This window comes from Priestia endophytica DSM 13796 (assembly GCF_900115845.1).
In the GTDB taxonomy this organism is placed as follows: Bacteria; Bacillota; Bacilli; order Bacillales; family Bacillaceae_H; genus Bacillus_I; species Bacillus_I endophytica.
On record NZ_FOXX01000003.1, the window covers coordinates 213954 to 238448 of the forward strand.

Genomic DNA, 24495 nt, shown 5'->3' on the forward strand with positions numbered 1-24495 from the left:
TCCTCCACTTCGTACATTTATTTAGCTCTTATAATTTATTCAACTTAGTGAAGGACGAAACGGTATTTAACCTACTAAAAAATGAACAGAGAAAAAATAGAATATAAGCGAAAATAAAAAATGAAGAAACACATTTTTCATCTATAAAAATAAAAGAATATAGTGAAGCGATTACACTATGATTCTATCTTTGGTTGAGAATCAAGCGTTCTTTTGATGCTATCAACTGCTCTGTAAATTCCTCCATACCCCGTGCAGCGACAAAGATTCCCAGACAAGCCTTCTTTAATTTCGCAATCTGTGGGATTTTCGTTTTCTTGAAACAAATATTTAGTGGCCATAATCATTCCTGATGTACAATATCCACACTGAAACCCACCTTCATCTAAAAAAGCTTTTTGACAAATATCTAAATCCCCTTTTTTTAATCCCTCAATTGTAGTAATGTGCGCATTTTGAACTTGATAAGAGAGCAATAAACAGGAATTCACTAAATTCCCATCCATTAAAATCAAACATGCTCCGCACCTACCAATTCCACACGAAACTTTTGTACCTGTTAAAGAGAGATCATCTCGCAAAATATCAACAAGTCTTTTTGTTGGAGAAACAGTGATTGTAAACTCTTCACCATTTACAGAAAAAGTAAGCTTTAATTTTTCTCGTTCTTCTTTCAAATTACGCTTTTCTATTTTTTCGTAGCTCATTTTTTCACTCCTTCCTCAAGTTGATCTAATATATTTTCAGGTTGAAGAGGGAGTTTGTTTACAAAACACTTGATAGCATCATAAACAGCTGCCGCAATAGCAGGAGCAACAGCAATTGTTCCGATTTCTCCAACGCCTCGAGGACCATAGCTATCTTCTTTATAGAGAGTTTCAATTTTGCTTATGTTCATTTGAAGAGGCACATCTGAAATACTTGGAATAAGGTACGTGTCAATGTTATCTCTTGTATATAACCCACTACATATATGTGAATCTTCCATTAGCGTATAGCCAAGAGCCATTGCCGCTCCTCCTTCAATTTGCCCTTGATAACCTCGTTCGCTTATAACAGGCCCTGCAGCAATAGCATGGTCCATTTTTGACACTTTTACCATTCCTGTTATAACGTCTACTTCAACTTCAACCGCAACAGCCCCGAATGCGTATAGAAAATGACCTCCAACAACAGCGTCAGGAGTTGTTGGAAAATGAAAATGAGTTTCAACACGAGGGAGTCTGGGGGAAAAAACGCGCTCAGCCACTTCTTTGTATGTTAGACAAAGACTATGTTCACACTCGCCTTGTTTATACCATACCCCTCCTGCTCCTAATAAAAGGAGATCTGTCGGCAAATTGAGAAATTGAGAAACTCCTTGTAGTAATTGAGCTTTAAATTCTCCTTTCATTCTTTGAATTGCTTGCCATACCATACTTGTGCCTCTTGACGCCGTTGAAGATCCAGAAGAAGGAACATATTTAGTATCTCCAATCACAATTTTCAAGTCTTCTGGAGCGCACCCAAGCTCCTCTGTTGTAATGTTTTCAATGACAGATAGCAATCCTTGCCCACATTCTTCAAATCCAAAAGATATTTCAATTTCTCCATCTTTCGTTAAAGAAAGTCGTCCACCTGCTGCATCAAGTCGCCCAAAACCTAACCCACCACCATGCATTGTTATAGCTGTTCCTACTCCAATTAGCTTTCCTTCTTTTCTTCTTCTATCTTTTTGTAAAATAGGCGATTCTCCAATAGCACAAAGCACATCTCGCGCTCCATCTGTTGGCGCAATTTTTTGACCTAAAGGGCCTGGATCGAACGTTTCTCTAAGATTCTGAGCTCGAATTTGAAGAGGTTCTAACTTAAGCTCCTCAGCTAAACGATCCATTTGACCCTCAAGTGCAAACGTAATTTGATTTCCTCCAAACCCCCGAAACTCCCCTGCTACACCATTATTAGTAAAAACAGAAACTCCTTTTGTTTTAACATGTGGAATAAGATAAGGACCTATAGCGTGTTCAACTGCAAAATCCAATACTGCTGGCCCTAATGTTGCATATGCTCCTGTATCTGCTATAATATTTGTCTCTTGAGCAAGCACTTTCCCTTTTCTTGTTGCCCCTGTTTTCATCCTAATTTTCATTGGATGGCGTTTTATACTTGAACGAATAGATTCACGTCTAGTTTGATGAATTTTCACAGGTTGCTGCGTTTTCAGGGCAAGAATTGCTCCATATTGTTGCACATTGAGCTCATCCTTCCCGCCAAAAGATCCTCCCATTGGACTTGAAACAACTCTTATATCCTGTTCGGGAATGGCAAGAATGCGAGCAAGCTGAAAACGATCTTTGTAGCCATGCTGTGTTCCCATGTAAACCGTAATCTTTCCATCCTCTTCTGGAACAACAACGCCTCCTTCTGTTTCCATATAAAGATGGGCTTGCCTAGGAAGTTTATATGTTTCTTCAATAATGACGTCACAGTTTGCAAATCCTTCTTCAACATCTCCTTTTTCATACTGTGCTTGATATAAAACATTGCCATTTGGATGAAGTTTTACAGCACTTTTCTCTAAGGCTTGTTCTGGACTAGAAATGATAGGAAGCTCTTCATAATATACTTCAATAAGCTCTAACGCCTGTTCGGCTATCCTTTCACTTTCAGCCGCTACCGCTGCGATAGCATCTCCTATATAGCGAACTCGCTCTTCACAAAAAACCGGTTGATCAGGAAAAACAATTCCAAATCGATTCATTCCCTTCACATCTTTACTTGTTACAACCGCTTTTACTCCTGCTAATTCTTCAGCTTTTTTCGTACAAATTGAGATGATATTTGCATGAGGATACTTACTTCTGAGTACTTTTCCATACAGCATATTTGGAAAAGTTAAGTCTGTTAAATATTTAAGTTCCCCTGTTACTTTCTCTTTTCCATCAGGACGAACTCTGTCTTTTATTGTTTCGTTCATCAAAGCCCCTCCCCTTTCATCTTCTCGCCAAATAAAATTTTGTGTACTTTTGCTTCAATAATGTTACAAGCAAGCTTTTGGCGATATGTCCCAGAAGCAATACCATCTGTATAAGGGCGAAATTCTTTTTTTATCTTTTCTTTTAATGACCTTAAATCTTCTCTTTTTCTCACCTTTCTTTTAATCCAGTCTTCACAATCAAAAAGGCGCTTTGTCTCATTGTTTGCATAGCCTGTTACAAGACGAACTTCCTTTATTTCTTTCTTATCTTTTTCGATGTACCCAGCAACTGTTAGCGTTGAAAGTGTAAAAGCTTCCCTGCCGCCTACTTTTTGATAAAAGGTGGATTCATATTGCTTTTTAAGATAAATGGCCGTTACTATTTCTTCATAGATACGATTAAGTTTCCGCTCCTCTAACCATTTCACGATTTTCTTTTGTTCATAACCCTTTGAAGTAAATACTTCAATTTCTGCATCAAGTGCAACCAAAAGAGGAAGAAGATCTCCATAAACACCAGCTATGTTTCCCCCAATTGTTCCTCTGTTCCGAACAGAAACACAGCCGATTTCTCTAAGAGCTTCTTGTAAGAGAGGAGCGTACTTTTTAATAAGGGCATTTTTAAGACAATGAGAGAGAGTTGAGAGAGAGCCTAGTCTAATAGAAAGTTCTTTTTCTTTACATTCCGTAATGCCTGTAAGTTCTATTATGTTTTCTAAACTAATTAAATGCTTCGGCATCTCTCCACTTTTTTCCCATTGAATTTGAAGGAGGGTACCTCCTGCAATAAATTCTGCTTTTAGCCCTAGCTTTCTCTTCATATCAAGAGCTTCTGTAATTGTATTTGGCACCCAAACATACGGTGTGCTTGTCATTGCTTCGTTAATCATCATTTGCTCCTTTCCCCCAAAACATGTTCATATGCTTCTTTTGTATCAATATCATAGAGCCACTTCTTTTCCTTATAGAAAAGAAAGAGACCATCACGTCTGTCTTTCAAGATTTTCTTAGCTCCGGTATCTCCTTCTAAGCTTAAAAGAAGAGAAAACATACTAGCCGTAAATAAGATAGGAGGCGCCATCATCCCTTGAAAACGAGGGGCAATAAAGGAAAGGAATGGTTGCTTAGAGTAGGTGAACATTAAATGATTAATCATTGCAGGAGTTACAAAAGGCTGATCTGCCAGAAGAACAACAACTGCATCTGCTTGTTGATGTATCGCTTCTTGCACACCGCACTTTAATGAATATGCCTGCCCTTTTTCAGCTCTTATACAAGAAACTAAACGAACTCTTTTATCCCTTTCGTTCATCCAAAAAAGATGATCATTTGGACGGTGAACAACGATAATTGTATGAAGTTGAGATAAAAGAGCATGTGAAAGAGATGTATTCCCGATGGTAGAGGTTTGAAAAGGTAAAGATAATTTATCTACCCCCATTCGCCTGCTAGAACCTGCGGCTAAAAAGATTCCTACTATTTTCATGCTGATGTACGGCTTTCTCTCACAGCTAAACGCTGTTGCTGTACAAGCTGCGCTACAATGCTAACAGCAATTTCTTCAGGTCCTTCTGCTCCAATTGAGAGACCAACTGGACTGTATATATAAGGGGGAACGTCTCTTCCTTCAAAGAGCCGCTTCGTTCTATTTGCAGATCCTAGTACTCCTACATAATGAAGCTGTTTCTTTTCTAGAAGAGATAAAATTTCTTGGTCACGTTGAAAATTGTGGGTGAGGATGACAACAAAGTCTTTAGACTGAATAGTCATTTTATTGATCACTTCATGTGGAAAAGAGACAATGAGCTCATCTGCAAGAGGAAACGCTTCTCTGTGACAAAAACTTCTTCTCCAATCTGTTACTGTAACAGAAAAACCAGTTTGAGCTGCAAGTTTTGCAAGGGGGATAGCATCTTCTCCACCTCCAAATAATAGAAGTCGTGGTTTTGGATAAAAACAGTGAACATATACATATGAGGCATGTTCGTTAAAAAATGCCACACCACTCTTTTCTTTTCCATATAACATCAGTTTTTTTACATTTGGCGAAACTGCTCCTTCCCACTCTCCAAAAACATATTCATCTTCTGAAATAAACAGATAGTGAGAAACTCTTAAATCGTGCGTGATCTTCTTCACAACAGTTACAGTTTTGCTCTGTTTTAAAAATTCTTCAAGCATTAGTAAATGCTCACGCAGTTTTTCATCTATTCCTTGAACAAGCACGTGAATGATTCCATTACATCCAGCTCCGGTTCCCCATAGCAAGTCATCTTCGCTCTTCATGTTAAATGTAAGGGTAGCCGATTTTGATGTTCCAAAGAAGTCTGCAGCACGTTGAAATAAATCTTCTTCTAAACAGCCGGCACTTAAAACCCCTGCTTTTTCTCCATTTTCCAATAAGAGCATTGAAGTTCCTTCCTTGCGATATGATGATCCTTCTACTTCGATAATAGTAGCTAAAACAGCTTTTTGTTTAGAACATTTCAACAAAGCTAGAATGTCGTATATATTCTCCATCCCTCTTTCTCCTTTCCTTCCTGTTCCCTTTCAAAAAACGCAAATTATGTTATATAACCTTACGAAAAATGATTTCTTTAGTAATCTTTTATAAATCATAGACGATATTCTAAATTCAAACCTCACCATTGTCATATCTTTTAACAATAATTCTTTCTTTTTGGAGAAAATGTAATTTGTATTGTTTCTCTTTAGAAAAAATCACTAAAAAAAGAGACGATGCGAGATTCGCATCGTCTCCTTTATAAAACAAGTTTACTACCTGATTGCTGTACAACAAGCCTTGCAATACCATTTCCAACTGCACATGCTTCTCTTAACGACAAATTAACAGCAAGACCTGCAATAAAACAAGCAAGATGCGAATCTCCTGCACCGATTGTATCAACGACAAGGGCAGGCTCTGATGGAATAAGGTCACTTTCTTCTTCTGTGTAAAAGAACGTTCCTTCAGCACCTAATGTGATAATTACAGGTTCATCCGTTTTATCAAAAATAGCGCGTGCTCCGTCTTCAACAGAGCTTTCACTTGTTAAGCAAAGAAGTTCTGCCTTATTTGAATGAACAATTGTTCCTTTCGTCAAAACTTTTTTTATAACGCTTTCATCGATAAAATTGATTCTTGGACTCGGATCAAAAATTAGCTTAGCTTCTTTCTTCCGCTTTTCAAGCGCTTTTGTCACGATATAGCCTGAAGGACCTTCTAATTCATATCCTGATATATAAATGTAGTCGTATGTTTCAATTTCAATAACTTGAAACCACTCTTCTCTCCACTGTGTTTCAATCCCTGGTATAGTTATAAACGTTCGTTCTCCACCTTCTTCAACAATGCATAAACTCCAGCCATTGTCATATGGTTCTTCAATAAGAAGCGGATATTCTTCTTTCAGAAGCTCCTCTCTAATGACCTTTGCACAAATCCCCTCTCCAACAGGAATAAGTAAGTCATGTGGAATACAAAGCTGTTTTAACACACTTGATACATTATAAGCACAACCACCAACCGTCACTTGATCCGCTCTTCCAAAAATATCTTGACCGCTTTTAGGAAGCTCTGCTACTTTAATGATTACATCGATAATAGCTGCACCGATAATAAGTACCTTTCCTTTCGGTCCAGGCTCGTTCGTGTCTTCATTTTGCCATTTTTCCACTTTCTACACCTCTACTCTTTGAAGATTGCACATTTACTAAAACAGCTTGTACAACTCCACTCACAATAAATGCTAATAATACACCTAAACTACTATCCTCAAAAATCCCTCTTGCAAATGGCCCAGTAAAAAATGACGTATTCGTAAACGCCAGACCTGCTGCGATTCCTATCAACCAACTTAAAAGTCCCGCTGGATTTATTGCCTCTGCCTTGTTGCTCAACAGTTTTTCATCATACCCAAATTCCCTCCGAACAAGAGCAAAATCAACAAGAAACGTAGCTCCCCAAGAAGCTAACCCAATTCCGACTAGCCCTAAGAAAACCTGAAAATCTCCTAGGAAATTTTGAGAGAAAAACAAAACATACACAGGAAGAGCAATAATAATGATAGCATGGATAAAAACCGCTGTGGAGTCTTTCACATGAATATCTAACGTCTGTAAATTTGTACGCGCTGATTTTAAACTTAAAATACCTTGTGGAATTAACCCACCTAAAGCTGTAAGAAAATAAAGAGCCGTCATCCAAGATGGAAGAGCTTGACTAATTACATTAATTGGATTATCCGCTGTTCCTAATGACGGAACCGACGTGGTCATTAAAATACCAGCGCTCATAATGATAAATAACGGAAAAAACGCTCCTAAAGTTACGCTCATAACAACGGATTGAGAAGAAGTTTTAGGATGTTGATAACGACTATAATCAGCACCAGCCCCTACCCATCCAATGCCAGTTCCTGCAATAATAATAGAAACAGCAGGAAGAAAAGACGTTAACCAATCCCCGTTATTTATTTGAAACAAAGCTTGCCAGTTTGTTTTCGGGATAAGTAAGGCTATTACCAAAAGAGTTAACAAACCAAAAACGTATGTGAAAATGGTTTGAGCTTTTACAAGTACCTTTTGACTAAATAAGTTTGAAAGTAAAACAAGAAGAGAAAAAGCAAAAAGGCTGACAACTGTTAATAACGACGTTGTATTTAAACCCCAAACATTAAGTAATGACAACAATGTTAAAGTCCCTGTAATAACATTAACAGCAAGCCAACCAACAAAACTCATCCACACCATCAACGTTGGAAAATAGTTTCCTTTTCTTCCGAAAGCGGCTCGAGATAACGTCAGCATATTTGCTCCCGTATTTTTACCCGCAATACTTGTTAATCCAACAAGAATAAAAGATAACGATCCAAGCATAGCCGCAAGCAGCGATTGAAAAAAGCTAAGGCCAAATCCTACAATCATTGTGCCGTATACAACACCTAAAATTCCAATATTACTTGCAAACCAAATAAAAAAAAGTTCCTTTGGTTTTCCCGATCGCTCAGAAGGTGACAAAAAAATAGATGAAGATGGTTTACTCATTTTCCTCCCCCTTAATAATGAAATCTTCGATATTTCACAAGATGTTCAGCATAGTAAGTAAAATCGACTCCATTGCTTCTGTTAATCGTCTCAATCCATTCTGGTAAAATTCCTGTAATTCCTACCTTCGCTCCGCATATTGCTGTTGCCATAGCTCCAATAGTATCCGTATCTCCTCCTAAATTGGCACACATGATACTACATTTATGAACATCCTTTGTATAATACGCCAAAGCTAAAGCTGTTGGCACGGATTCACACGTTAATGTCCCTGCTCCGATAATATGATAAAGGTGATCAGCAAAAGCGTCTTCTTCATTCTTAAATTTCTCTGCATATTGCAAACAAAGATCAAGTCTTGCTTTTAATGATGGACTAAATGTTTCTGTCCCATATAAGCTAAGAGAACAACTATAAGTATCTTTTACCTTTTGTATAATCTCCTCCCAACTGCAATCTTCAAACGCCGCGCTAACAGCCATCGCAATCATGGCTGCTCCACTAATAGCAACATCTGACCCATGCGTTACTCGACTAACTTCATAAACATACCTTACAATTTCTTCCATGCAAGTAGATGGAATGAGACATCCGATAGGAGCAATTCGCATTGCTGCTCCGTTTGTTTCAGCTTTCGCTGTAACAGGAGAAGCATTCCCCCCTGTCCGAATTGTTTGTAACGCTATTTTTGAACTTGGGCCAAGAATATTGTGTTCAAAAGCTTGATTTTTTTCAGCCCACTCAATAAGATGATCGGCAATTGCTGTTGTTGATGGGATAAAATTCCACTCAATTAAAGCATCTAAAATAGCGATGCTTTGGGCTGTATCATCTGTATATTGTCCGCTTTTATAGTAGCGTGCAGCTTCATTTTCTTGTGGTCCTGAGATAAACGTATCAATTTTACCAAAGTGTTGTTTAATTCTCCTTCTGCTCCAGAGTTCCCCAGGCATTCCCATTGCATCGCCAATTGCTAAACCATATAGCGCTCCTAATGTTTTATCCATTAATATGTCCACTACCAGTTCCCCCATGTTTGTCACTCATTTTATTACTAAATTATCTTCTTTATTTTTCTACCATCAAATGTCATTTCTCTTTCCCATCTACTTAAATTAGACAATTATTTTATTTCCCCTGCTTTTTTGCCAAATTATCTTAATTTTCTACTTTTTATCTAAAAAATTACAATATTCTGAAATTTGTTTTTTTATTATCCTTTATGAATTCATTAAAAATTAAATTAAAGTTGAACTTTTTATCTTTCAAATAAAAAAGAGTTTAGATAGAAAGAAAAAAGGGAAGTATATTTTTGCGTGTTTTACACACGCTATATATGTCACCCGCTCCCCATATTATTCGCTTGTTGCGGGACACTTAACCAGGTCGGCGGGGTTGTCGGGTGACTAAAAAACGCTTAAGCAACTGAGCTTAAGCGTTTTTAATGTGGTGCAGCTTTCATATTTAAAACAATAACTCCACCAATAATCATGATAATTCCTATTACACTATATATGCTTATATTTTCTTTCCAAATCATAATGCCAACAAGAGCTGTAAGAGCCGTACCAACGCCAGACCAAATAGCATAAGCCATACTTAATGGTATGTTTTGAAGAGATAGAGAAAGAAAATAAAAAGCAGCTCCTATGCCAGCAACGGCTCCTATACTTGGGATAAGCTTCGTAAATCCTGCTGACGATTTAAGCATAGAGCTGCCGATAATTTCTAAAATAATAGCTAGAGCTAAATAGAAATAAGGTTGCACAATCATCACCTCATTCATCTTTCCTATAACATTTTTCCGAAGAAAATCGTATCACATGTGAGCAAGACTACGCTAGTGTTTTTATTCAAAATTGGTGTTGTTCACAAAAAAAGCACAAAGTTGTTAAAAAATCCAACAACTTCGTGTTTTTTTACATTAGGATGTATGATGAAGTTCACTTTTTTCGATCAGCTTTTTAAGCTCCTTCAACATTGGTTCCCGAAGCTCCTTATCTTCTAAGGCGAAAGAAATGTTTGTTAAAAGAAAACTGAGCGGCTCGCCTGCATCATATCTTTGTCCTTCAAACTGATAAGCAAAAACAGATTGTAACTCATTCATTGCTTCAATAGCATCTGTGAGCTGAATTTCTCCTCCTTTTCCTTCTTTCTGTTTCTCTAAGTAAGTAAAAATTTCTGGTGTAAAAACATAGCGACCAATAATAGCTAAATTTGAAGGAGCTTCTTCAGGCTGCGGTTTTTCAACAAATGAATCTACCCTATAAAGGCGGTGTTCTTTCTCAGCCGGATCTATCACTCCGTATCTGCTGATCTCTTCGGTTGGGACAGGCTGAACGCCAACAACTGAACACTCTTTTTTCTCATATTGCTTAATGAGCTGTTTCAAGCAAGGTTCTTCAGAGTAAGTTAAATCATCTCCAAGAAGGACTGCAAATGGCTCATCTCCAATAAAAGTGCGAGCACAAGAAATAGCATGGCCAAGACCTTTTGGTTCTTTTTGACGAACATAATGAATATTAGCTAAGTTTGAAACATGTTGAATGGCATTAAGCTGTTCTTCTTTTCCTTGTTCACTTAAATGTCTTTCAAGCTCAGCATCATAATCAAAATGATTTTCAATTGCTTGTTTTCCTTTTCCTGTCACAATTATAATATCTTCAATTCCCGATTTCAGCGCTTCTTCTACAATAATTTGGATTGTCGGTTTGTTGACAATCGGCAACATTTCCTTTGGTATTGATTTTGTAACAGGTAAAAAACGAGTACCTAACCCTGCTGCTGGAATAACGGCTTTTCTTACTTTCTTCATCTTTTTCTCCTCCATTTTATTTGATTTCTTTTTCTATCCATTTTGTGCTGTAAATACCCACGCTTTCGTTCCTATAAAGTTGATCCCCAAACCGATGATGGTAGCTCCACCCTTACTGATCAAAAGAGACCATCCTAATTGTTCTGAAAATAAAAGCAAACATTTCATTGTTATTAAAAGCGTTAGCATGTTGATGAGAACAAAGCGGAATAGTTCACTTCTTTGAGCTTTAGATGATTGTTTAAACGTCCATTTCCGATTTAGGATATAGCTGTTAAAAAGCCCGCAACTATAAGAGATTACTTGAGAAAGAACAGCTGGCATACCCCCGAAAACGAGAAGGGTAAAAACGAGAAAATCAATCATCGTATTAGAAGCTCCCACAATACAAAACTTGATAAACGTTCTTCCTTTATTCATGAATCATTTGCTTCTCTTTCTTTACAGACGTTTCTGCACTATATATATCACGCACAATATATAAAGGTCGACCTTTTGATTCATCATAGATGCGTCCGATATATTCTCCAATTACGCCAAGAAGAATGAGCACAACCCCACTAAAAAATAGCTGAATAATAACAAGTGAAGCCCAACCTGTTACAGTACTCTCTGTAAAGAATTTCAAATATAAAACATACAGCATGTAAACAAATCCTGCTCCTGAAAAAAGAGAACCCGCATACGTTGCTAATTTCAATGGTTTATAAGAGAACGATGTAATCCCATCAAGAGATAACTTTAACATTTTTTTTAGGGGATATTTTGTTTCGCCTGCAGCTCGCTCATCACGTTCATATTCAACAGCTGTTTGACGAAAACCAACCCAGCTAACAAGCCCACGAACAAATCGGTTCTTTTCTTGAAGACCTTTCATTTGCTCACATACTTTACGATCAATAAGTCTAAAGTCTCCTGTGTCAATAGGAATGTCAATGTCTGTCATAGATCGGAGCGTTCTATAAAACATGGCTGCTGTTTGCTTTTTAAAAAATGTTTCTCCTTTTCGCTTTGTTCTTTTTGCATATACAACTTCATACCCTTGTTTCCATTTGTCAATCATATCGAGGATAAGTTCTGGGGGATCTTGCAAATCTGCGTCAATTACAACAACCGCCTCTCCTTTTGCATAATCCATTCCTGCTGTAATCGCAATTTGATGACCAAAGTTTCTTGAAAAATCAATTAGTTTAATAGATGAATCACGTAAGCTAATCTCTTTCAAAATTTCTACCGTCTTATCTTGACTTCCGTCATTTACAAATAAAAGCTCGTATTTTTCTTTTGTAGAATGCATGACATTACTTAAACGTTCGTACGTTGTTTCAATAACTTCTTCTTCATTATAAACAGGAATAATAATCGAATATTTTATATGTTCCATCTCATTTATAACCTCCTATGAATAGAATTTGTAAAAGGAGAAACGTTTCTCCTTTTACAAATCTAAATCTTTTATAGCTCTACTTTGTAAAGTGTTTCGCTTTGACCTCCTCTACCAGGCATTCCACTATTTGAATCGCTATCAGAATCACTGTTCGACGACGTACCGTTCCATTCTTCTTGTGGCACTTCTTCTCCATGCTCTTTGATCCATGTTTGTAAATCTGAGCTACCGCCAGGACCTCCGCCACCAATTAAAAAGTATTTCACTTCATTGTTTTTAACCATTTCTTCAAGCTTCTCTGTTGTTAAAATCGGATCTGAGCCTGAAAATCCACCCATCGCCATGACTGTTTCACCTTCAATAATGTAAGGAGCAGCAGAAGAGGCATTAGATGTAGCAAATAAGTAAGTTTCTCCATCGCTATGTTTCTTAAGGTAAGAAACTAAATTTTCATTGATGCTGTTTTGTCCTTCACCCATCTTCATATTTCCATTTCCCATCGTTGTAGGACCAGCCGCTGGCATTACACTATTTCCATCTCCGTATATAATAGGAGTGCTTGCCCAAAAAGCAGGAATAACAAGAATGGCAAGAAGGGCTGCTAAGGACACAAAATATGTCGCTCGTTTCTCTTTTTGTTTGAAGAAGAATAGCGCTAGTGAAAGCAATGTCCCTGCTACTCCTACTCCAATACTCCAAACCATCCCAATTTGATCTATATAAGACTTCAACGTAAAGACTTCAAAAGCAGTTGTTGCTAGAATTGCAATAGGAAGCAACATTGATTTAAATCCTTTTTCTGTTTGATAAAGCTTAAATAGTTTAACCCATCCTGCCCCAACAAATGCTGCAATTGGAGGAGCTAACATGATCAGGTAGTATTGATGGAAGAAACCTGCGATACTAAAGAAGACACCAACAGGACCAAGCCAAGCAAGCCAGAATAGGCTTTCTTTTTCCTCATCACTCCACTGTTTTCGTAAACGAATTCCTGAAAGTAAACCAACGCATCCAAAAAGAGCAAACGGAAGAACCCAACTAATTTGATCGGCTAACCCAATTTGGAACAAACGGAAGAACCCTGGAGTGCCTGTATTGAACATTCCTCCCCCATTTTGACCACCTGGTCCACCTTGATCTCCCTTACTTAGAAAATCACGCTGTCCATTATCTTCAGACGTCTGAGTTTCTGAGTTTGTATTATCTTGTGTAGAAGATGAATCATCACTATTTGTTGTATTTGCGCCATTAGCCTGATTTGGTCCACCTTGACCATTTGGTGGAGCTCCTGATGGCATCCCCTCTGGCGCTTCTCCTTGTTCCATTCCATTTGGAGGAGCCTGCATCTCGTTTCCATTTCCTTTATCAGCACCACCACCTCCTGGTGTGCTTTGTCCTTGACCTGTTAAACGAGCTACGCCATTATATCCAAAGGCAAGCTCTAACACAGAATTCGTTTGACTGCTGCCCATATAAGGACGATCGCCTGCTGAGACACTATCAACAACAACAGCCCATGAAAGAGACAATGCCATCATAACAGCTGTTGCGCTTGCTAATATCCCGATTTTCTTTTTCCACTTCACCTTTGCTGCAGTTATGTAGAAAAGATAAAATGCAGGAGCAACCATGAAAGCTTGCATCATTTTCATATTGAAGCCAAGTCCAATCATGGCAAAAGCTCCAATTACCCAAATAGCTTTGTTTTTTCTAACACCTCTAAATAGCATCCATACCCCAATTAAAAGAGTAAAAACAAGCATACTATCAATGTTGTTTGAACGACTTATGGCAGGAACAATTGGTGTGATCGCCATTGTCAAACTTGCGATTCTAGCTCCTGTAATTCCAAAGGTTGGTTTTAGAAGGAAGTATAGAAGAACAACAGATCCAACTCCAGCTAAAGCTTGTGGTAACATAACACTCCATCCGTGCAAACCAAAAATTGCAGCGCTTAATGTTTGAATCCAAAATGTAAGCGGCGGCTTATCAACTGTTACAAAACCTGCTGGATCAAAAGAAGCATAGAAGAAATTGTGGAAATTTTCGAGCATGCTTTTTACTGCTGCCGTATAATAAGCATTCGCATAATCGTTTTTCCAAATGTTATAGATGTTTAAGAAAGCAGAAAGAAGGATAATCCCTAGCAGGATAAGATCAATTCTTTTGTACATAAACTTTTTCATTTTTTCACCTCATTATCATTTAAAACGATGATTTATTGAGGCTAATAGAGTCCGGACTTCTACTAACTTTGATCTCTTAAATCATGTTTTTATCAATTCAACGTTTTTAACGTTTCCTTGAGTGTATTTAGACTATAACAAGCAATTATGTCGGAAAGATGTCAAAAAAAGTTTTTAGAGAAATAAAAAGCTAAAGTTTAAGAATCTTAAACTTTAGCTTTCTCCTTCTATTTTTCCTGCAAGCGCGTAGAGAACAACCGTTGAGACAAAATGGGCGGAAAACTGACTTGGATCTTGCTGAGGGTATACTTCAACAAAGTCCATTCCTACAATTCCCCTTTTTGCAAATTCATGAACTAATGTTAATAGTTCATAAGATGTTAACCCATTTCCATCAACAGGACCGCCTGGGTTAAAAGCATAATCTAAAACATCACTACAAATAGTTAAATACACTCCATCAACATTGTGACTTGCTTTTTTATAAACGTCTTCAGCAAGCTCTTTTATGTTTGTACATTCTCTAATGTCCCGAATTGTAACAGTCTCTGCTCCTGCTTCTTTTGCATACTGACCACTTTCAGGTTTATTTCGCGGCCCGTGAATCCCTGTATGAATAATACTTTCATTACGGATTCCATCTAGTTCATATATTCTTGCAAAAGGAGTTGATCTGGCAAATTCATCTCCTTCGTGTGAAACCATATTATCATAGTGAGCGTCAAGGTGAATGATTCCAAATTTCTTTCCCTGCTGCGTCTCCGTTAGGGCCTTCATAATTGGATATGTAATCCCATGATCTCCTCCAAATGCAACCGGAAATTTGTTCTCTTCCCATACTCGTTTAGAAAATGTTTCAATCCGCTCCATTGTTTCTTCTACACTAGCTGGAACAACGTCAACGTCTCCCATATCTCCTAAACTTAAATGTCCGAAAACATCAATATGATTTAATTCAGGCAAATAGCCGCTATAACGAGCAGAAGAAAGTCGAATTACTTTTGGACCAAGTTCACATCCTGTATAGTCCCCCCATGTTACAGCTCCTTCCCATGGCACTCCATATATTAAAACGTCTGTTTCTTCTATCCCTTTTCCCGTCGACACATTTTTTGCTCCTAAAAAAGGGGGCGTATTCCCATAGATTTTGTTCATTCTTTATCATCCTTTCTCTTCCTTATTTTCTTTTATGGTCTCCTTACCCTTTATGAATAAAAATACTCTTATAAAATAAAAAAGCGCTCAAAAATGAGCACTTTATATAACCGCTGAATTTACAGTTTCAATGTCCAACTCTTCTTTTTTCTCTTTTTCTTCAAGTTCAAGTGCTTTTGGAACAGAAAGGTATTTTGCAAGAACAAGAGCTGATGCCCCTCCTACGAATTTTCCAATCATAATATACAAAATTAAGTTAGGTTGAAAATTCGCTGTAAATGAAAGATGATCCCCGAATAAGAAAGCAGCACAAACCGCATAGGAAATGTTCATTACTTTATCTTTAGCAGGCATATCTTTTACAAGACGGAACATTGCTAAAATGTTCGCGGATGCTGCAAGAATACCAGCGCTTCCTTCTTTACTAATACCAAATTTATTTCCTATTTTTTCAAGAGGTAAGGCTAAATACTTTTGCATTAAGTATACAAATGGAAAAGCCCCAGCTAGCATTAACCCAATATATCCTGCTACTTCAAGTGCTCTATATTGATCTTGTTCATCAGCTACAATCGGACTAAATCCAAAACTTCCAAAAAGAGCGCTAAATGCTCCTGTAAAGTGTTCAACAATGGAGAACAGGAGAACAAGCTTTAAGAAAGCATCAAGACCGCGGCCAAATATCATAAATCCTTTAATCATTTTATCTGGGAAAAAGCGCAATCCTATTGCAAGAGAACCTACAAAAACAATCAACGGAATGAGATTCATGAATATTATTCCAAGGCTGAGACTAAGCTCATACACTGCCGAAGAGTTTGTGGAAACGGAAGATCGAATAGTTGGATTTGTAAAGGCAATAAGTAAACAGCTTACTAACACGCCAATCGGAATAGCTAAAACCCCTGACATTATCCCAAGCGCCATATACTTGTGATCTTTTTTCTGAAGCATAGCAAGACCTGTTGGAATAGAGAATACAATGGTTGCTCCTGCCATATATCCAATAATCATAGCCATGATCCAACTTTCCTTTGTTTGAGCTAATGCCTCTGCTAGCTGATAACCGCCCATATCAACGGCAATAAGAGATGTTGCTGCAATGGATGGATCTGCTCCAAGCTTTACAAAAAGTGGACCAAAAACGGATTCAATAAATTGAGATAAGTATGGAATAGACGCCATAATGCCTGCAGTTGGGATAAAAATATAACCGATGGAATGAATGCCTTCCATAAATTCCTTTCCTACTCCTCTTTCTTTATTTTTAATAGCGGCAATTCCTCCAATAATAGCAGAAATCATTAAAATATAAATAACGTATGTTCCAATTTTCTCCACTCTTATCCCCCCCTTTTTTAAACAACAAGACTTACGCCACTCGTTTTTTGGGCTAACATTTGGTCTATAAGCGTACCCATGTGTGCTGCCGCTTCAACAGGCGATGTACCTTGACGATGAATATTTGAAATGACCATTCGGTTTGACTCTTTCGTTCCCTTCCTCGGTCTATAACACATATAAGCACTTAGTGAGTGAGCACAAACAAGCCCAGGTCTTTCTCCGATGAGAAGAATAAAAGCTTCGGGTTTTAAAATTTCACCAATATCGTCCATACAGGCAACTCTTCCCCCCTTTAAAAAGAAAGGAGTTCCAACAGTTAATTCATATGATGTTAGCGAATCTATTAAGGCAGGATATACATCTCGGATATTCTCTTCAATGGCATTTGCACTCAATCCATCCGCTATCACAATTTGAACTTGAGGATGCATTATGCACTCCTTTTTAATAAGATTGCGTCCTTCTAATGAAAGAAGTCTCCCTTCATCAGGGCGCTTTAAATACCGCTCTTTTGTTTGAAAACGGGTTGTCACAGAAAAGAGATTAAATTCCGCTAATGTTTCTTCACTAACTTCTCCATAAACAGAGTCAACCGCAGCAGCGTGATCAATCCGGAATGACAAAAAATCTTGTGTGAGAGGCCTTGTACCTGTTCTGCCTACTCCAATTCGTGCTGGTGTATATTGTTTTAAGTGAGCAAGTTTCTCTTCTTTTTCTCTCATCTTCTTTTCCTCCTCTATTTAACTTTCATAAAAATGGTAGGATCGCCTGCTACCCTAGTTAACTTTCCGTTTTCCATGATCCCTTGATGTTCAAGCCAAGCTGAGAAAGCAGGAGCAGGAGCTAAATTAAGTACATTTCGCAATGTCGCGATATCGTGATAGCTTAATGACTGATAGTTCAACATGCAATCATCTCCCATTGGTACACCAATAACAAAATTCACACCTGCTGTGCCAAGCAGCATACTCAAGTTATCCATATCATTTTGATCTGCCTTCATATGATTTGTATAACAAACATCAACACCCATAGGAAGTCCATGCATTTTCCCCATAAAATGATCTTCAAGCCCTGCCCTTATCACTTGCTTGCTATCATACAAATACTCTGGTCCAATAAATCCAACAACCGTGTTCACAATAAAAGGATTATAACGTTTAGCAAGGCCATAGCAGCGTGCTTCTAAAGTTAGTTGATCAATATCATAATGGCTGTTTGAGGAAAGTTCAGATCCTTGCCCTGTTTCTAAATACCATCTGTTTGGTCCAAGTGCTGTGCCTTTTTCTTGCATCAGATGGTGCGCTTCATCAAGCAGAGAAATGGATATACCAAATGACTGATTTCCTTCCTCTGTACCTGCGAGTGATTGGAAAATAAGATCAGCAGGGGCTCCTTTTTCAATTGCCCTCATCTGGCTTGTAACATGGGAAAGAACACAGTTTTGAGTTGGAACGGAAAATTCCGTTATAATATTTTTTGTTTCCAAGAGAAGGTCATAAATATTGTTTGTCGTATCAATAACAGGATTAATCCCGATTACTGCATCTCCAATTCCATAGCTTAACCCCTCATATAAAGAGGCGCGCATTCCTTGCAATCGATCTGACGGATGATTAGGTTGAACGCGGGAAGCAAGAGTTTTTGGCTGTCCAATTTTTGTTTGACAATGGGTAATAACTTGAATTTTAGCGGCTGCTTGAATTAAGTCTAAATTAGACATCAGCTTTGCTACTGCTGCAATCATGTCACTTGTTAACCCTTTTGAAATGGTTAATAAATGCTCTCCTGTTGTTTCGTCATGTAAGATATACTCCCTTAAATCGGCAACAGTCCATGTTCTTATTTCTCTGTATACATTCTCTTCAACGCTTTCTTCAATCACTCTAGCTACTTCATCCTCAAGAAGCGGATAGTTGCGAAAATCTGCAAGTGTAATGTTTGACAGTACGGTTTTAGCTGCCATTCTTTCTTTCATATTTTCAGCACTAACACGAGCAAGATCATCTCCTGATTTTTCTTCATTTGCTTTTGCCATAATTTCTTTTAAACTTTTAAAAGAGTACGTTTGTCCGAGAATAGTTGTTTTTTTGTTCATTCGTTTTCCTCCTTCTATTGATGAAATGCAAGTGTTTTAACAGAAACCGAAATGGCTTCTCCTCCAATAGGCATCCCAAGATCTATATAATCTCCATCAGCAACCTGCACGCCATCAATACAAACAATATTCACATCCTCAGCACACCGTTTTTTGAGGGCTTGCCCGAGCGCTTTTGCTACATCGTCTTCACAAATGACGACAATATTTTCCTTTTGAAACTCTTTTTTCATTTCTTCATGAATAGCTTGGGCAATTTCCTGTAGAATCACGTACGAACAATAAGGCATATCAAGGAGCGTTAAGGCAAACGGTGGATTTTGTTTTGTATCAAACACTTCTTTTGCATGCTCTATTTTTTCTCTCAATCTCCTCAAGAACTCGAGAGAACTCCACTCTCCTTTTTTACTTGTTTTCACTTTTAAAAGCGGTATATTTCTGATTGGTAAAAGTTCTTTTTGTACATGAACAGTTGCTCCACTTACTTCCATACTTTGCATACCAGCCCCAATCACCGTTGCTCTATTTGTCTCAACTGCTTTTTTAATACGCACACTTGATAAGGGAAAAGCAGTAGGAATTACAGACGCTAAGAGCGGACCAATATCTCCATATCTCGCTGCCTCTTTCATTGTATGAATTTGTGCATCATTCATCATTGCCCCAACTCCCCCAGAAATCATCATTTCATCAGGCTTAGGAAGCACTTCATTATGTGCACCTGTCAGCAAAAGCTTTCCACCTTGTTTGTCGTTCCTTAATAAGTAAGAAAACAAGTCTTCGCTCATTTTTTGACATAGGTTTTGAGCTTGCTTGTATGATAAAATGTCTCCTTTTTTTAGGTTAATAGATTGATAAGAAAGCCATTTAAAGAGCGATGGTGCTATATACTGCACTTCTCCATCTTCTGTTAAACGAACAAGGCGTCCCCCAACATGGAAAGTAAGAGAAGTTACAGCTTTTCCATCTTGGAAAAAAGCTACATTTGCGGTTCCGCCCCCAATATCAACATTTGCAACTGTTCCATTTATCTCTTCTGAACGTTTCATAGCTCCTGATCCTTTTCCAGCTAGAATACCTTCTAGGCTATCTCCTGCTGTTGCAACAACAAAATCTCCTGCTTTATCCGCCAAGTAGTGAATAATACTTTCAGCGTTTTCTTTTCGAGCTGTTTCCCCTGTAATAATGACAGCTCCTCCTTTAATGTCTTTTAAGTTAACGTTAGCTTTTTGATACTCTTTTGAAAGAAGACTCTTTAGCTTTTCAATATGAATCATATCTTCGGTTTCTAAAGGTGTTTCATATAAAGAACCTGTATAGGTCACCTCTCGATCAATAATGTGGCAAACAGGAAGGCTAAAACCATCCTTCCTTTCATTAATAAGAAGCCTGCTTAAAATGACTTTTGTTGTGCTTGTGCCAATGTCAATTCCTATACTTTTTATCCAATACTCGCTCAAAGCTCCTCCTCCTAACGAAAAAGCGCTTTGAAGAATCCCTACAACATGTAGAGGATCTTCAAAGCGCCATTGCTTTTATTTATTCACTTTTGCCATAACGTGTTCCGCTATTTTCACCATTGATACGTGAGTTTCCATACTCTTTTTTTGGATTTTTCGGTATGCCTCTTCCTCTGAATATCCTTTTACTTTCATTAGAATTCCTTTTGCTTTTTCAATTTTTTTACGATGTTCTATTTTTTCTTCTAAAAGAGCAACTTTTCTAGAGAGCTCTAGCTCTTTCTCCCGTTGACTTAAAGCAATTTCAACAGCTGGAATAAGCTCTCTTTCTTTCACAGGTTTAACAAGGTATCCTGTCACTCCTGCTTTTTTAGCCTTTACTGTTAATTCTTGATCGCTGTAAGCTGTTAAAAGTAAAATTGCACAATCCGATTGTTTCTTTATAATAGAAGAAGCCTTTATACCATCTAAAATAGGCATCTTTATGTCCATAATGATAAGATTTGGAGCAAGATGTTTAGCTTTTTCAATGGCCTCTTCACCGTTTTTAGCTTCTCCAACCAAGTTATAACCGCGCTCTTCAAGCATTTCTTTTATATCCAAGCGTGTAATAGGTTCATCATCTACAACCATCACTCGGTCTTTCATAACATCACCGCTTTTGCTATAGGAAATGTGAGCGTCATTTTTGTTCCGTCTTCTGATGAAAAAGTGGATAGAATGCCGTTCAGCTCTGCTGCCAACGTATGTACAAGCTGCAGTCCAAGCGAGGACGGCTTATCCTCAATTATTCCTCTACCATTATCTTCAACCGTAATGTTTGCTATTTGTTTACGGCAGATGACTGTAATACTGATTTTTCCACTCTTTCGTTGTTCAAAAGCATGTTTGAGACAATTTTGAACAAGTTCATTCACAATAAGTAAAACAAATGTTGCTTGATTAGATGGTAAAAAAGTAGGCTCCCCTTTAACGAAAAGAGAGATTTCTTTTTCTGACACATAGGCTAGGCTTAGAAGCATATCAGCGGCTCGCTCCATTACAAGCACAATGTTTACGGCTTCTATTCCACCTTGCGCTAAGTAATCATGTATAATTGAAATCGTCTCAATCCTTGCTACACTATCTTGCAAGATATCCGATACTTCAGAATGAACTCGGCGTGTTTGCAATCTAAGCAAGCTTGAAATAATCTGCAGGTTGTTTTTAACCCGGTGATGAATTTCTTTTTGAATAAGAGATTTTACCGTTCCTTCTCTGTCTACATTCTCTTTTGGAACTAACAGCTCTTCAACCCGTTTATTAGTCATCATTTCTTCTGAAATATCTCGCTCTCTTATGAGCACCCCAATAGTAGTTCCTTTGTTATCAAAAATAGGTACGATATCTTGCTGAACGATAACACATTCTTGGGTGATACCGCGTGAGTTCGTAATGGGATTACCCGTTCTTAAGCTAAAAAACACCCCTGGTTCATTTTGTTCTGTTGCTGTTTCTCCTATAATATTTCTTTTATATAAAGAAGAAACTGTTGCAGGCTGAGCTTGTGCAACAATCATTGCTTTATCTTCAGAAAGCGAACAATCAATAAACATATCTGACTTTGCAATATCTGCTGTAAGTTGGAGAGTATGTGCAACTTCCATGATTCTTTCTTTCTGAGATAAAGATAGATGATGGAGGTCTTCTAAGCAAGAAAGTGTGTTCATTTTTCTCCTCTTTTTCAAAATATTCTACCTTTTATATCATTACTATACCATATGAAAAGAAATGCTCAATTTTAATGTCAAAACTTCTAACAATATAACATCTTTCGTCCAATTTCTCTTTCTTTTGACATCTCTTATGACGTTGATCCTTTTGTTCCAAAATCGATAACTTCAATGTTTACATCATAATTAAATTCAGCTTCGCTAAACTCTTTTCCCCACTCTTTACTATGTTTTTTCCAATATTTTGGGTGCTGAATTTGGACATATTGATAAAGACCCGCAACACCTGTTTTATATTTTGTTTGGAGCTTATGAATAATGTCTTCTACATCTTTTTTTACTTGTTTTTCTATTGCTCTCTCCATTTCCTCGAGATCTTGTTTTTTAAAGGAGTTTTCTTTTCTATACCAGTTCTCCGAAATTCGACCCTTACATTCTAATGAAATGTCGAAGTGAAGTTTTCCATTTTTAATTTTGGTCTTAATCTCTTTTCTCACCATATGAAAAATTTCAAAGGAAATGGGTTCTCCTTTATATGTTGCCGGAACGACTCCACCTTGAACATCGCCAATAAGCCAATTTAAATGGCTCACATCCTTTGGTGTCATATGTCCGATGGGTTTTCCATCATCAATGACTTCTACTCCATCAAGACTTAGCTCCCCATCTTTAATTTTAAGATCTTGTACGGCAAAACTTCCGTCTGACTGAAGCTTTGCTGATACTTGTCCAAGTGTAATCGGTTCTAATATTTTATTAGAAGATCTTTTGTTATTTGCAATTTCAAAGATTTTATTAGATGGAATGTCTTCTTTTGATCCTGTTGACAAGATTTTTTTTGCTGATTCCCTTGTCACAAACACGAGCGCACTTCTTCTTGTATTGTCGTCTCTAATATATTCATTAATCCACACATCAAGAGGGTGTTTGTCAAGAGCATTTTTACTAAAAATCAACACACGCTGGTGGTTGCTCATCACTGGGGATGTTTTAAGAGCAATATCCCGAATGGATTCTTGAATCGTGTCTCCCTTTGTATAATAGTTCTTATAAGAAGGCCTAGTTGCCTCACTTCCTCCCCCTCCAGAAGGAATGATAATCTGCTGTGTAAGATGAACTTCTCCCTTTTTTCCTGCATCAATTCCAGAACCAACTAGCAAAGAAACATCCTCAAGGTTTTGACTGTCTCCACACCCAACTAAAAAAAGAAGAACAAACAAGATTAAGATTTTTTTCATCTCGCTTTCACTCTCCTTTTTATTGCTACAAGCAGGAAATTTATGATGGGAATAGCTAGTAGAACAAATGGAAAAATCCATCCTAACATATCACTCATTTTTAAAATTTCAATAGTATCTTTCGGCCAATTAGCCAAGAGAAAGATAATCGGAATAAGAATATAAATGTTTGGTTTATATCCATTTCGAAAGACTGACTGCAATCCTGTGACAGCTGAGAAATAGTAAAGTGTAAGCGTTGTGAAAAATTGCAGAATCCATGTTATAAGTAAGAAAGACTCTAACCGTTCAATAAAGATTCCCTTTACTTCAAACGATTGCACGAAAGAAATCGTTGGCCATGTTACAGTTGTTACTTCTTGAACAGTGACTCCTGCTACAACAAGCACGTACGTTAAAATATATAAAAACAGCGGGACGGCAAAACCAACAAAGGCACCTTTTACAAGCTTTGTATCTTTGCTTGTAAACCCTTTTAAAATGAGCAGAAGTTCAATCCCAAAGAAAGAAAGCATAACTGTATTCATTCCTTTGACAACTGGCATAATCCCTTGCCCAAGAACAGGTTGAATGTTTTTTACATCTACAATTTGTAGACCAAAAGCATATATCAGTAGAATAACAGCAATTGTAATTGGAAAGAAAAAAACGCACACTTTTGCAATTATCTTGAGATTGCTATTAATTAAATAAGCAGACGTTAAAATAAACGTAAGTATAATAAGCTCTACAGGTGTCTCAGACAAAAGGAAAAAACGAACCATTTCACTCATTGCTACGACTTCAAAGCTTGCTACTCCTACAAAATAAACAACCATCATTAAATTAACGAGTTTTCCGAGTTTTTTTCCGAATCCTTCTTGTGTATAATCAAAATAATTCTTCACGTTATGCTTCTTTAAGATTTGGAGGAGTATATAAATGATCGCAAAAAAGAGGAGGCCGTCGATGACAAGCACAAGCCATCCGTCAGGTGTTCCAACTTTAATTGTAATTGTTCGTGGCAGTACTAATAAGCCAACACCTAACATTGTAGATGAAATCAAAGCTATAAAATCTAATGTTGTAAGCTGTCCACCATCTCGGCCCATCTGATTC

The 24495-nt window shown here is 37.5% G+C and carries 22 protein-coding genes; all 22 read right to left on the reverse strand.

From position 1 onward, the window contains the following. Window positions 1-176 precede the first annotated feature (176 nt). Window positions 177-707, reverse strand: coding sequence for a (2Fe-2S)-binding protein (locus BM012_RS07910; RefSeq protein ID WP_061805151.1), 531 nt, complete (start codon window positions 705-707; stop codon window positions 177-179). Beyond that, window positions 704-2956 carry a xanthine dehydrogenase subunit D gene (gene pucD, locus BM012_RS07915; protein ID WP_061805150.1) on the reverse strand — a complete coding sequence of 751 codons (2253 nt, stop codon included), beginning with the start codon at window positions 2954-2956 and terminating at the stop codon, window positions 704-706. Before pucD ends, BM012_RS07910 begins: the two co-directional genes overlap by 4 nt. Further along, entirely contained in the window at window positions 2956-3849 is an 894-nt protein-coding gene (locus BM012_RS07920) for an FAD binding domain-containing protein (RefSeq protein WP_061805149.1), read from the reverse strand. Before BM012_RS07920 ends, pucD begins: the two co-directional genes overlap by 1 nt. Then, on the reverse strand, window positions 3846-4442 hold the full coding sequence (locus tag BM012_RS07925) for a nucleotidyltransferase family protein (RefSeq protein WP_061805148.1): 597 nt from the start codon (window positions 4440-4442) through the stop codon (window positions 3846-3848). The genes BM012_RS07920 and BM012_RS07925 overlap by 4 nt, the downstream gene beginning before the upstream one ends. Next, entirely contained in the window at window positions 4439-5476 is a 1038-nt protein-coding gene (locus tag BM012_RS07930; RefSeq protein WP_061805147.1) for an XdhC family protein, read from the reverse strand. Before BM012_RS07930 ends, BM012_RS07925 begins: the two co-directional genes overlap by 4 nt. A 242-nt stretch (window positions 5477-5718) precedes the next feature. Beyond that, the gene (locus BM012_RS07935) at window positions 5719-6633 is read right to left on the reverse strand and encodes a PfkB family carbohydrate kinase (RefSeq protein ID WP_061805146.1); all 915 of its coding nucleotides are present in this window, start codon (window positions 6631-6633) and stop codon (window positions 5719-5721) included. Then, window positions 6614-8002, reverse strand: coding sequence for a purine-cytosine permease family protein (locus tag BM012_RS07940; RefSeq protein ID WP_061805145.1), 1389 nt, complete (start codon window positions 8000-8002; stop codon window positions 6614-6616). The genes BM012_RS07935 and BM012_RS07940 overlap by 20 nt, the downstream gene beginning before the upstream one ends. A gap of 11 nt (window positions 8003-8013) precedes the next feature. Next, on the reverse strand, window positions 8014-9021 hold the full coding sequence (locus tag BM012_RS07945; RefSeq protein WP_235606177.1) for an ADP-ribosylglycohydrolase family protein: 1008 nt from the start codon (window positions 9019-9021) through the stop codon (window positions 8014-8016). 422 nt (window positions 9022-9443) lie between these two features. Continuing rightward, the gene (locus BM012_RS07950) at window positions 9444-9770 is read right to left on the reverse strand and encodes a DMT family transporter (RefSeq protein WP_061805143.1); all 327 of its coding nucleotides are present in this window, start codon (window positions 9768-9770) and stop codon (window positions 9444-9446) included. Window positions 9771-9926: 156 nt separating this feature from the next. Continuing rightward, window positions 9927-10817 (reverse strand): UTP--glucose-1-phosphate uridylyltransferase GalU, encoded by an 891-nt coding sequence (gene galU / locus BM012_RS07955; protein ID WP_061805142.1) that lies wholly within the window; start codon window positions 10815-10817, stop codon window positions 9927-9929. A 33-nt stretch (window positions 10818-10850) separates the two neighbouring features. Continuing rightward, the gene (locus BM012_RS07960) at window positions 10851-11237 is read right to left on the reverse strand and encodes a GtrA family protein (protein ID WP_061805141.1); all 387 of its coding nucleotides are present in this window, start codon (window positions 11235-11237) and stop codon (window positions 10851-10853) included. Further along, a complete protein-coding gene (locus tag BM012_RS07965; RefSeq protein ID WP_061805140.1) occupies window positions 11230-12201 on the reverse strand; it encodes a glycosyltransferase family 2 protein in 972 nt (323 codons plus the stop codon). Before BM012_RS07965 ends, BM012_RS07960 begins: the two co-directional genes overlap by 8 nt. 71 nt (window positions 12202-12272) lie before the next feature. Further along, the gene (locus BM012_RS07970) at window positions 12273-14390 is read right to left on the reverse strand and encodes an ArnT family glycosyltransferase (RefSeq protein WP_061805139.1); all 2118 of its coding nucleotides are present in this window, start codon (window positions 14388-14390) and stop codon (window positions 12273-12275) included. A 213-nt stretch (window positions 14391-14603) separates the two neighbouring features. Then, window positions 14604-15545, reverse strand: a complete 942-nt coding sequence (locus BM012_RS07975) for an agmatinase family protein (RefSeq protein WP_061805138.1) — start codon at window positions 15543-15545, stop codon at window positions 14604-14606. Window positions 15546-15647: 102 nt separating this feature from the next. Then, a complete protein-coding gene (gene eutH, locus BM012_RS07980) occupies window positions 15648-16886 on the reverse strand; it encodes an ethanolamine utilization protein EutH (protein WP_061805137.1) in 1239 nt (412 codons plus the stop codon). A 17-nt stretch (window positions 16887-16903) separates the two neighbouring features. Beyond that, complete coding sequence (eutC, locus tag BM012_RS07985; RefSeq protein WP_061805136.1) at window positions 16904-17611, reverse strand: ethanolamine ammonia-lyase subunit EutC; 708 nt, start codon at window positions 17609-17611, stop codon at window positions 16904-16906. Between the two features lie 14 nt (window positions 17612-17625). After that, the gene (locus tag BM012_RS07990; RefSeq protein WP_061805135.1) at window positions 17626-18987 is read right to left on the reverse strand and encodes an ethanolamine ammonia-lyase subunit EutB; all 1362 of its coding nucleotides are present in this window, start codon (window positions 18985-18987) and stop codon (window positions 17626-17628) included. A 14-nt stretch (window positions 18988-19001) separates the two neighbouring features. Further along, a complete protein-coding gene (locus tag BM012_RS07995) occupies window positions 19002-20447 on the reverse strand; it encodes an ethanolamine ammonia-lyase reactivating factor EutA (RefSeq protein ID WP_061805134.1) in 1446 nt (481 codons plus the stop codon). Window positions 20448-20522: 75 nt separating this feature from the next. Beyond that, the gene (locus tag BM012_RS08000; RefSeq protein WP_061805133.1) at window positions 20523-21095 is read right to left on the reverse strand and encodes an ANTAR domain-containing response regulator; all 573 of its coding nucleotides are present in this window, start codon (window positions 21093-21095) and stop codon (window positions 20523-20525) included. After that, window positions 21092-22156, reverse strand: a complete 1065-nt coding sequence (locus BM012_RS08005; protein WP_061805132.1) for a sensor histidine kinase — start codon at window positions 22154-22156, stop codon at window positions 21092-21094. The genes BM012_RS08000 and BM012_RS08005 overlap by 4 nt, the downstream gene beginning before the upstream one ends. 134 nt (window positions 22157-22290) lie before the next feature. Then, on the reverse strand, window positions 22291-23397 hold the full coding sequence (locus BM012_RS08010) for a Ger(x)C family spore germination protein (protein ID WP_061805131.1): 1107 nt from the start codon (window positions 23395-23397) through the stop codon (window positions 22291-22293). Further along, complete coding sequence (locus BM012_RS08015) at window positions 23394-24488, reverse strand: GerAB/ArcD/ProY family transporter (RefSeq protein ID WP_061805130.1); 1095 nt, start codon at window positions 24486-24488, stop codon at window positions 23394-23396. The genes BM012_RS08010 and BM012_RS08015 overlap by 4 nt, the downstream gene beginning before the upstream one ends. Window positions 24489-24495 lie beyond the last annotated feature (7 nt).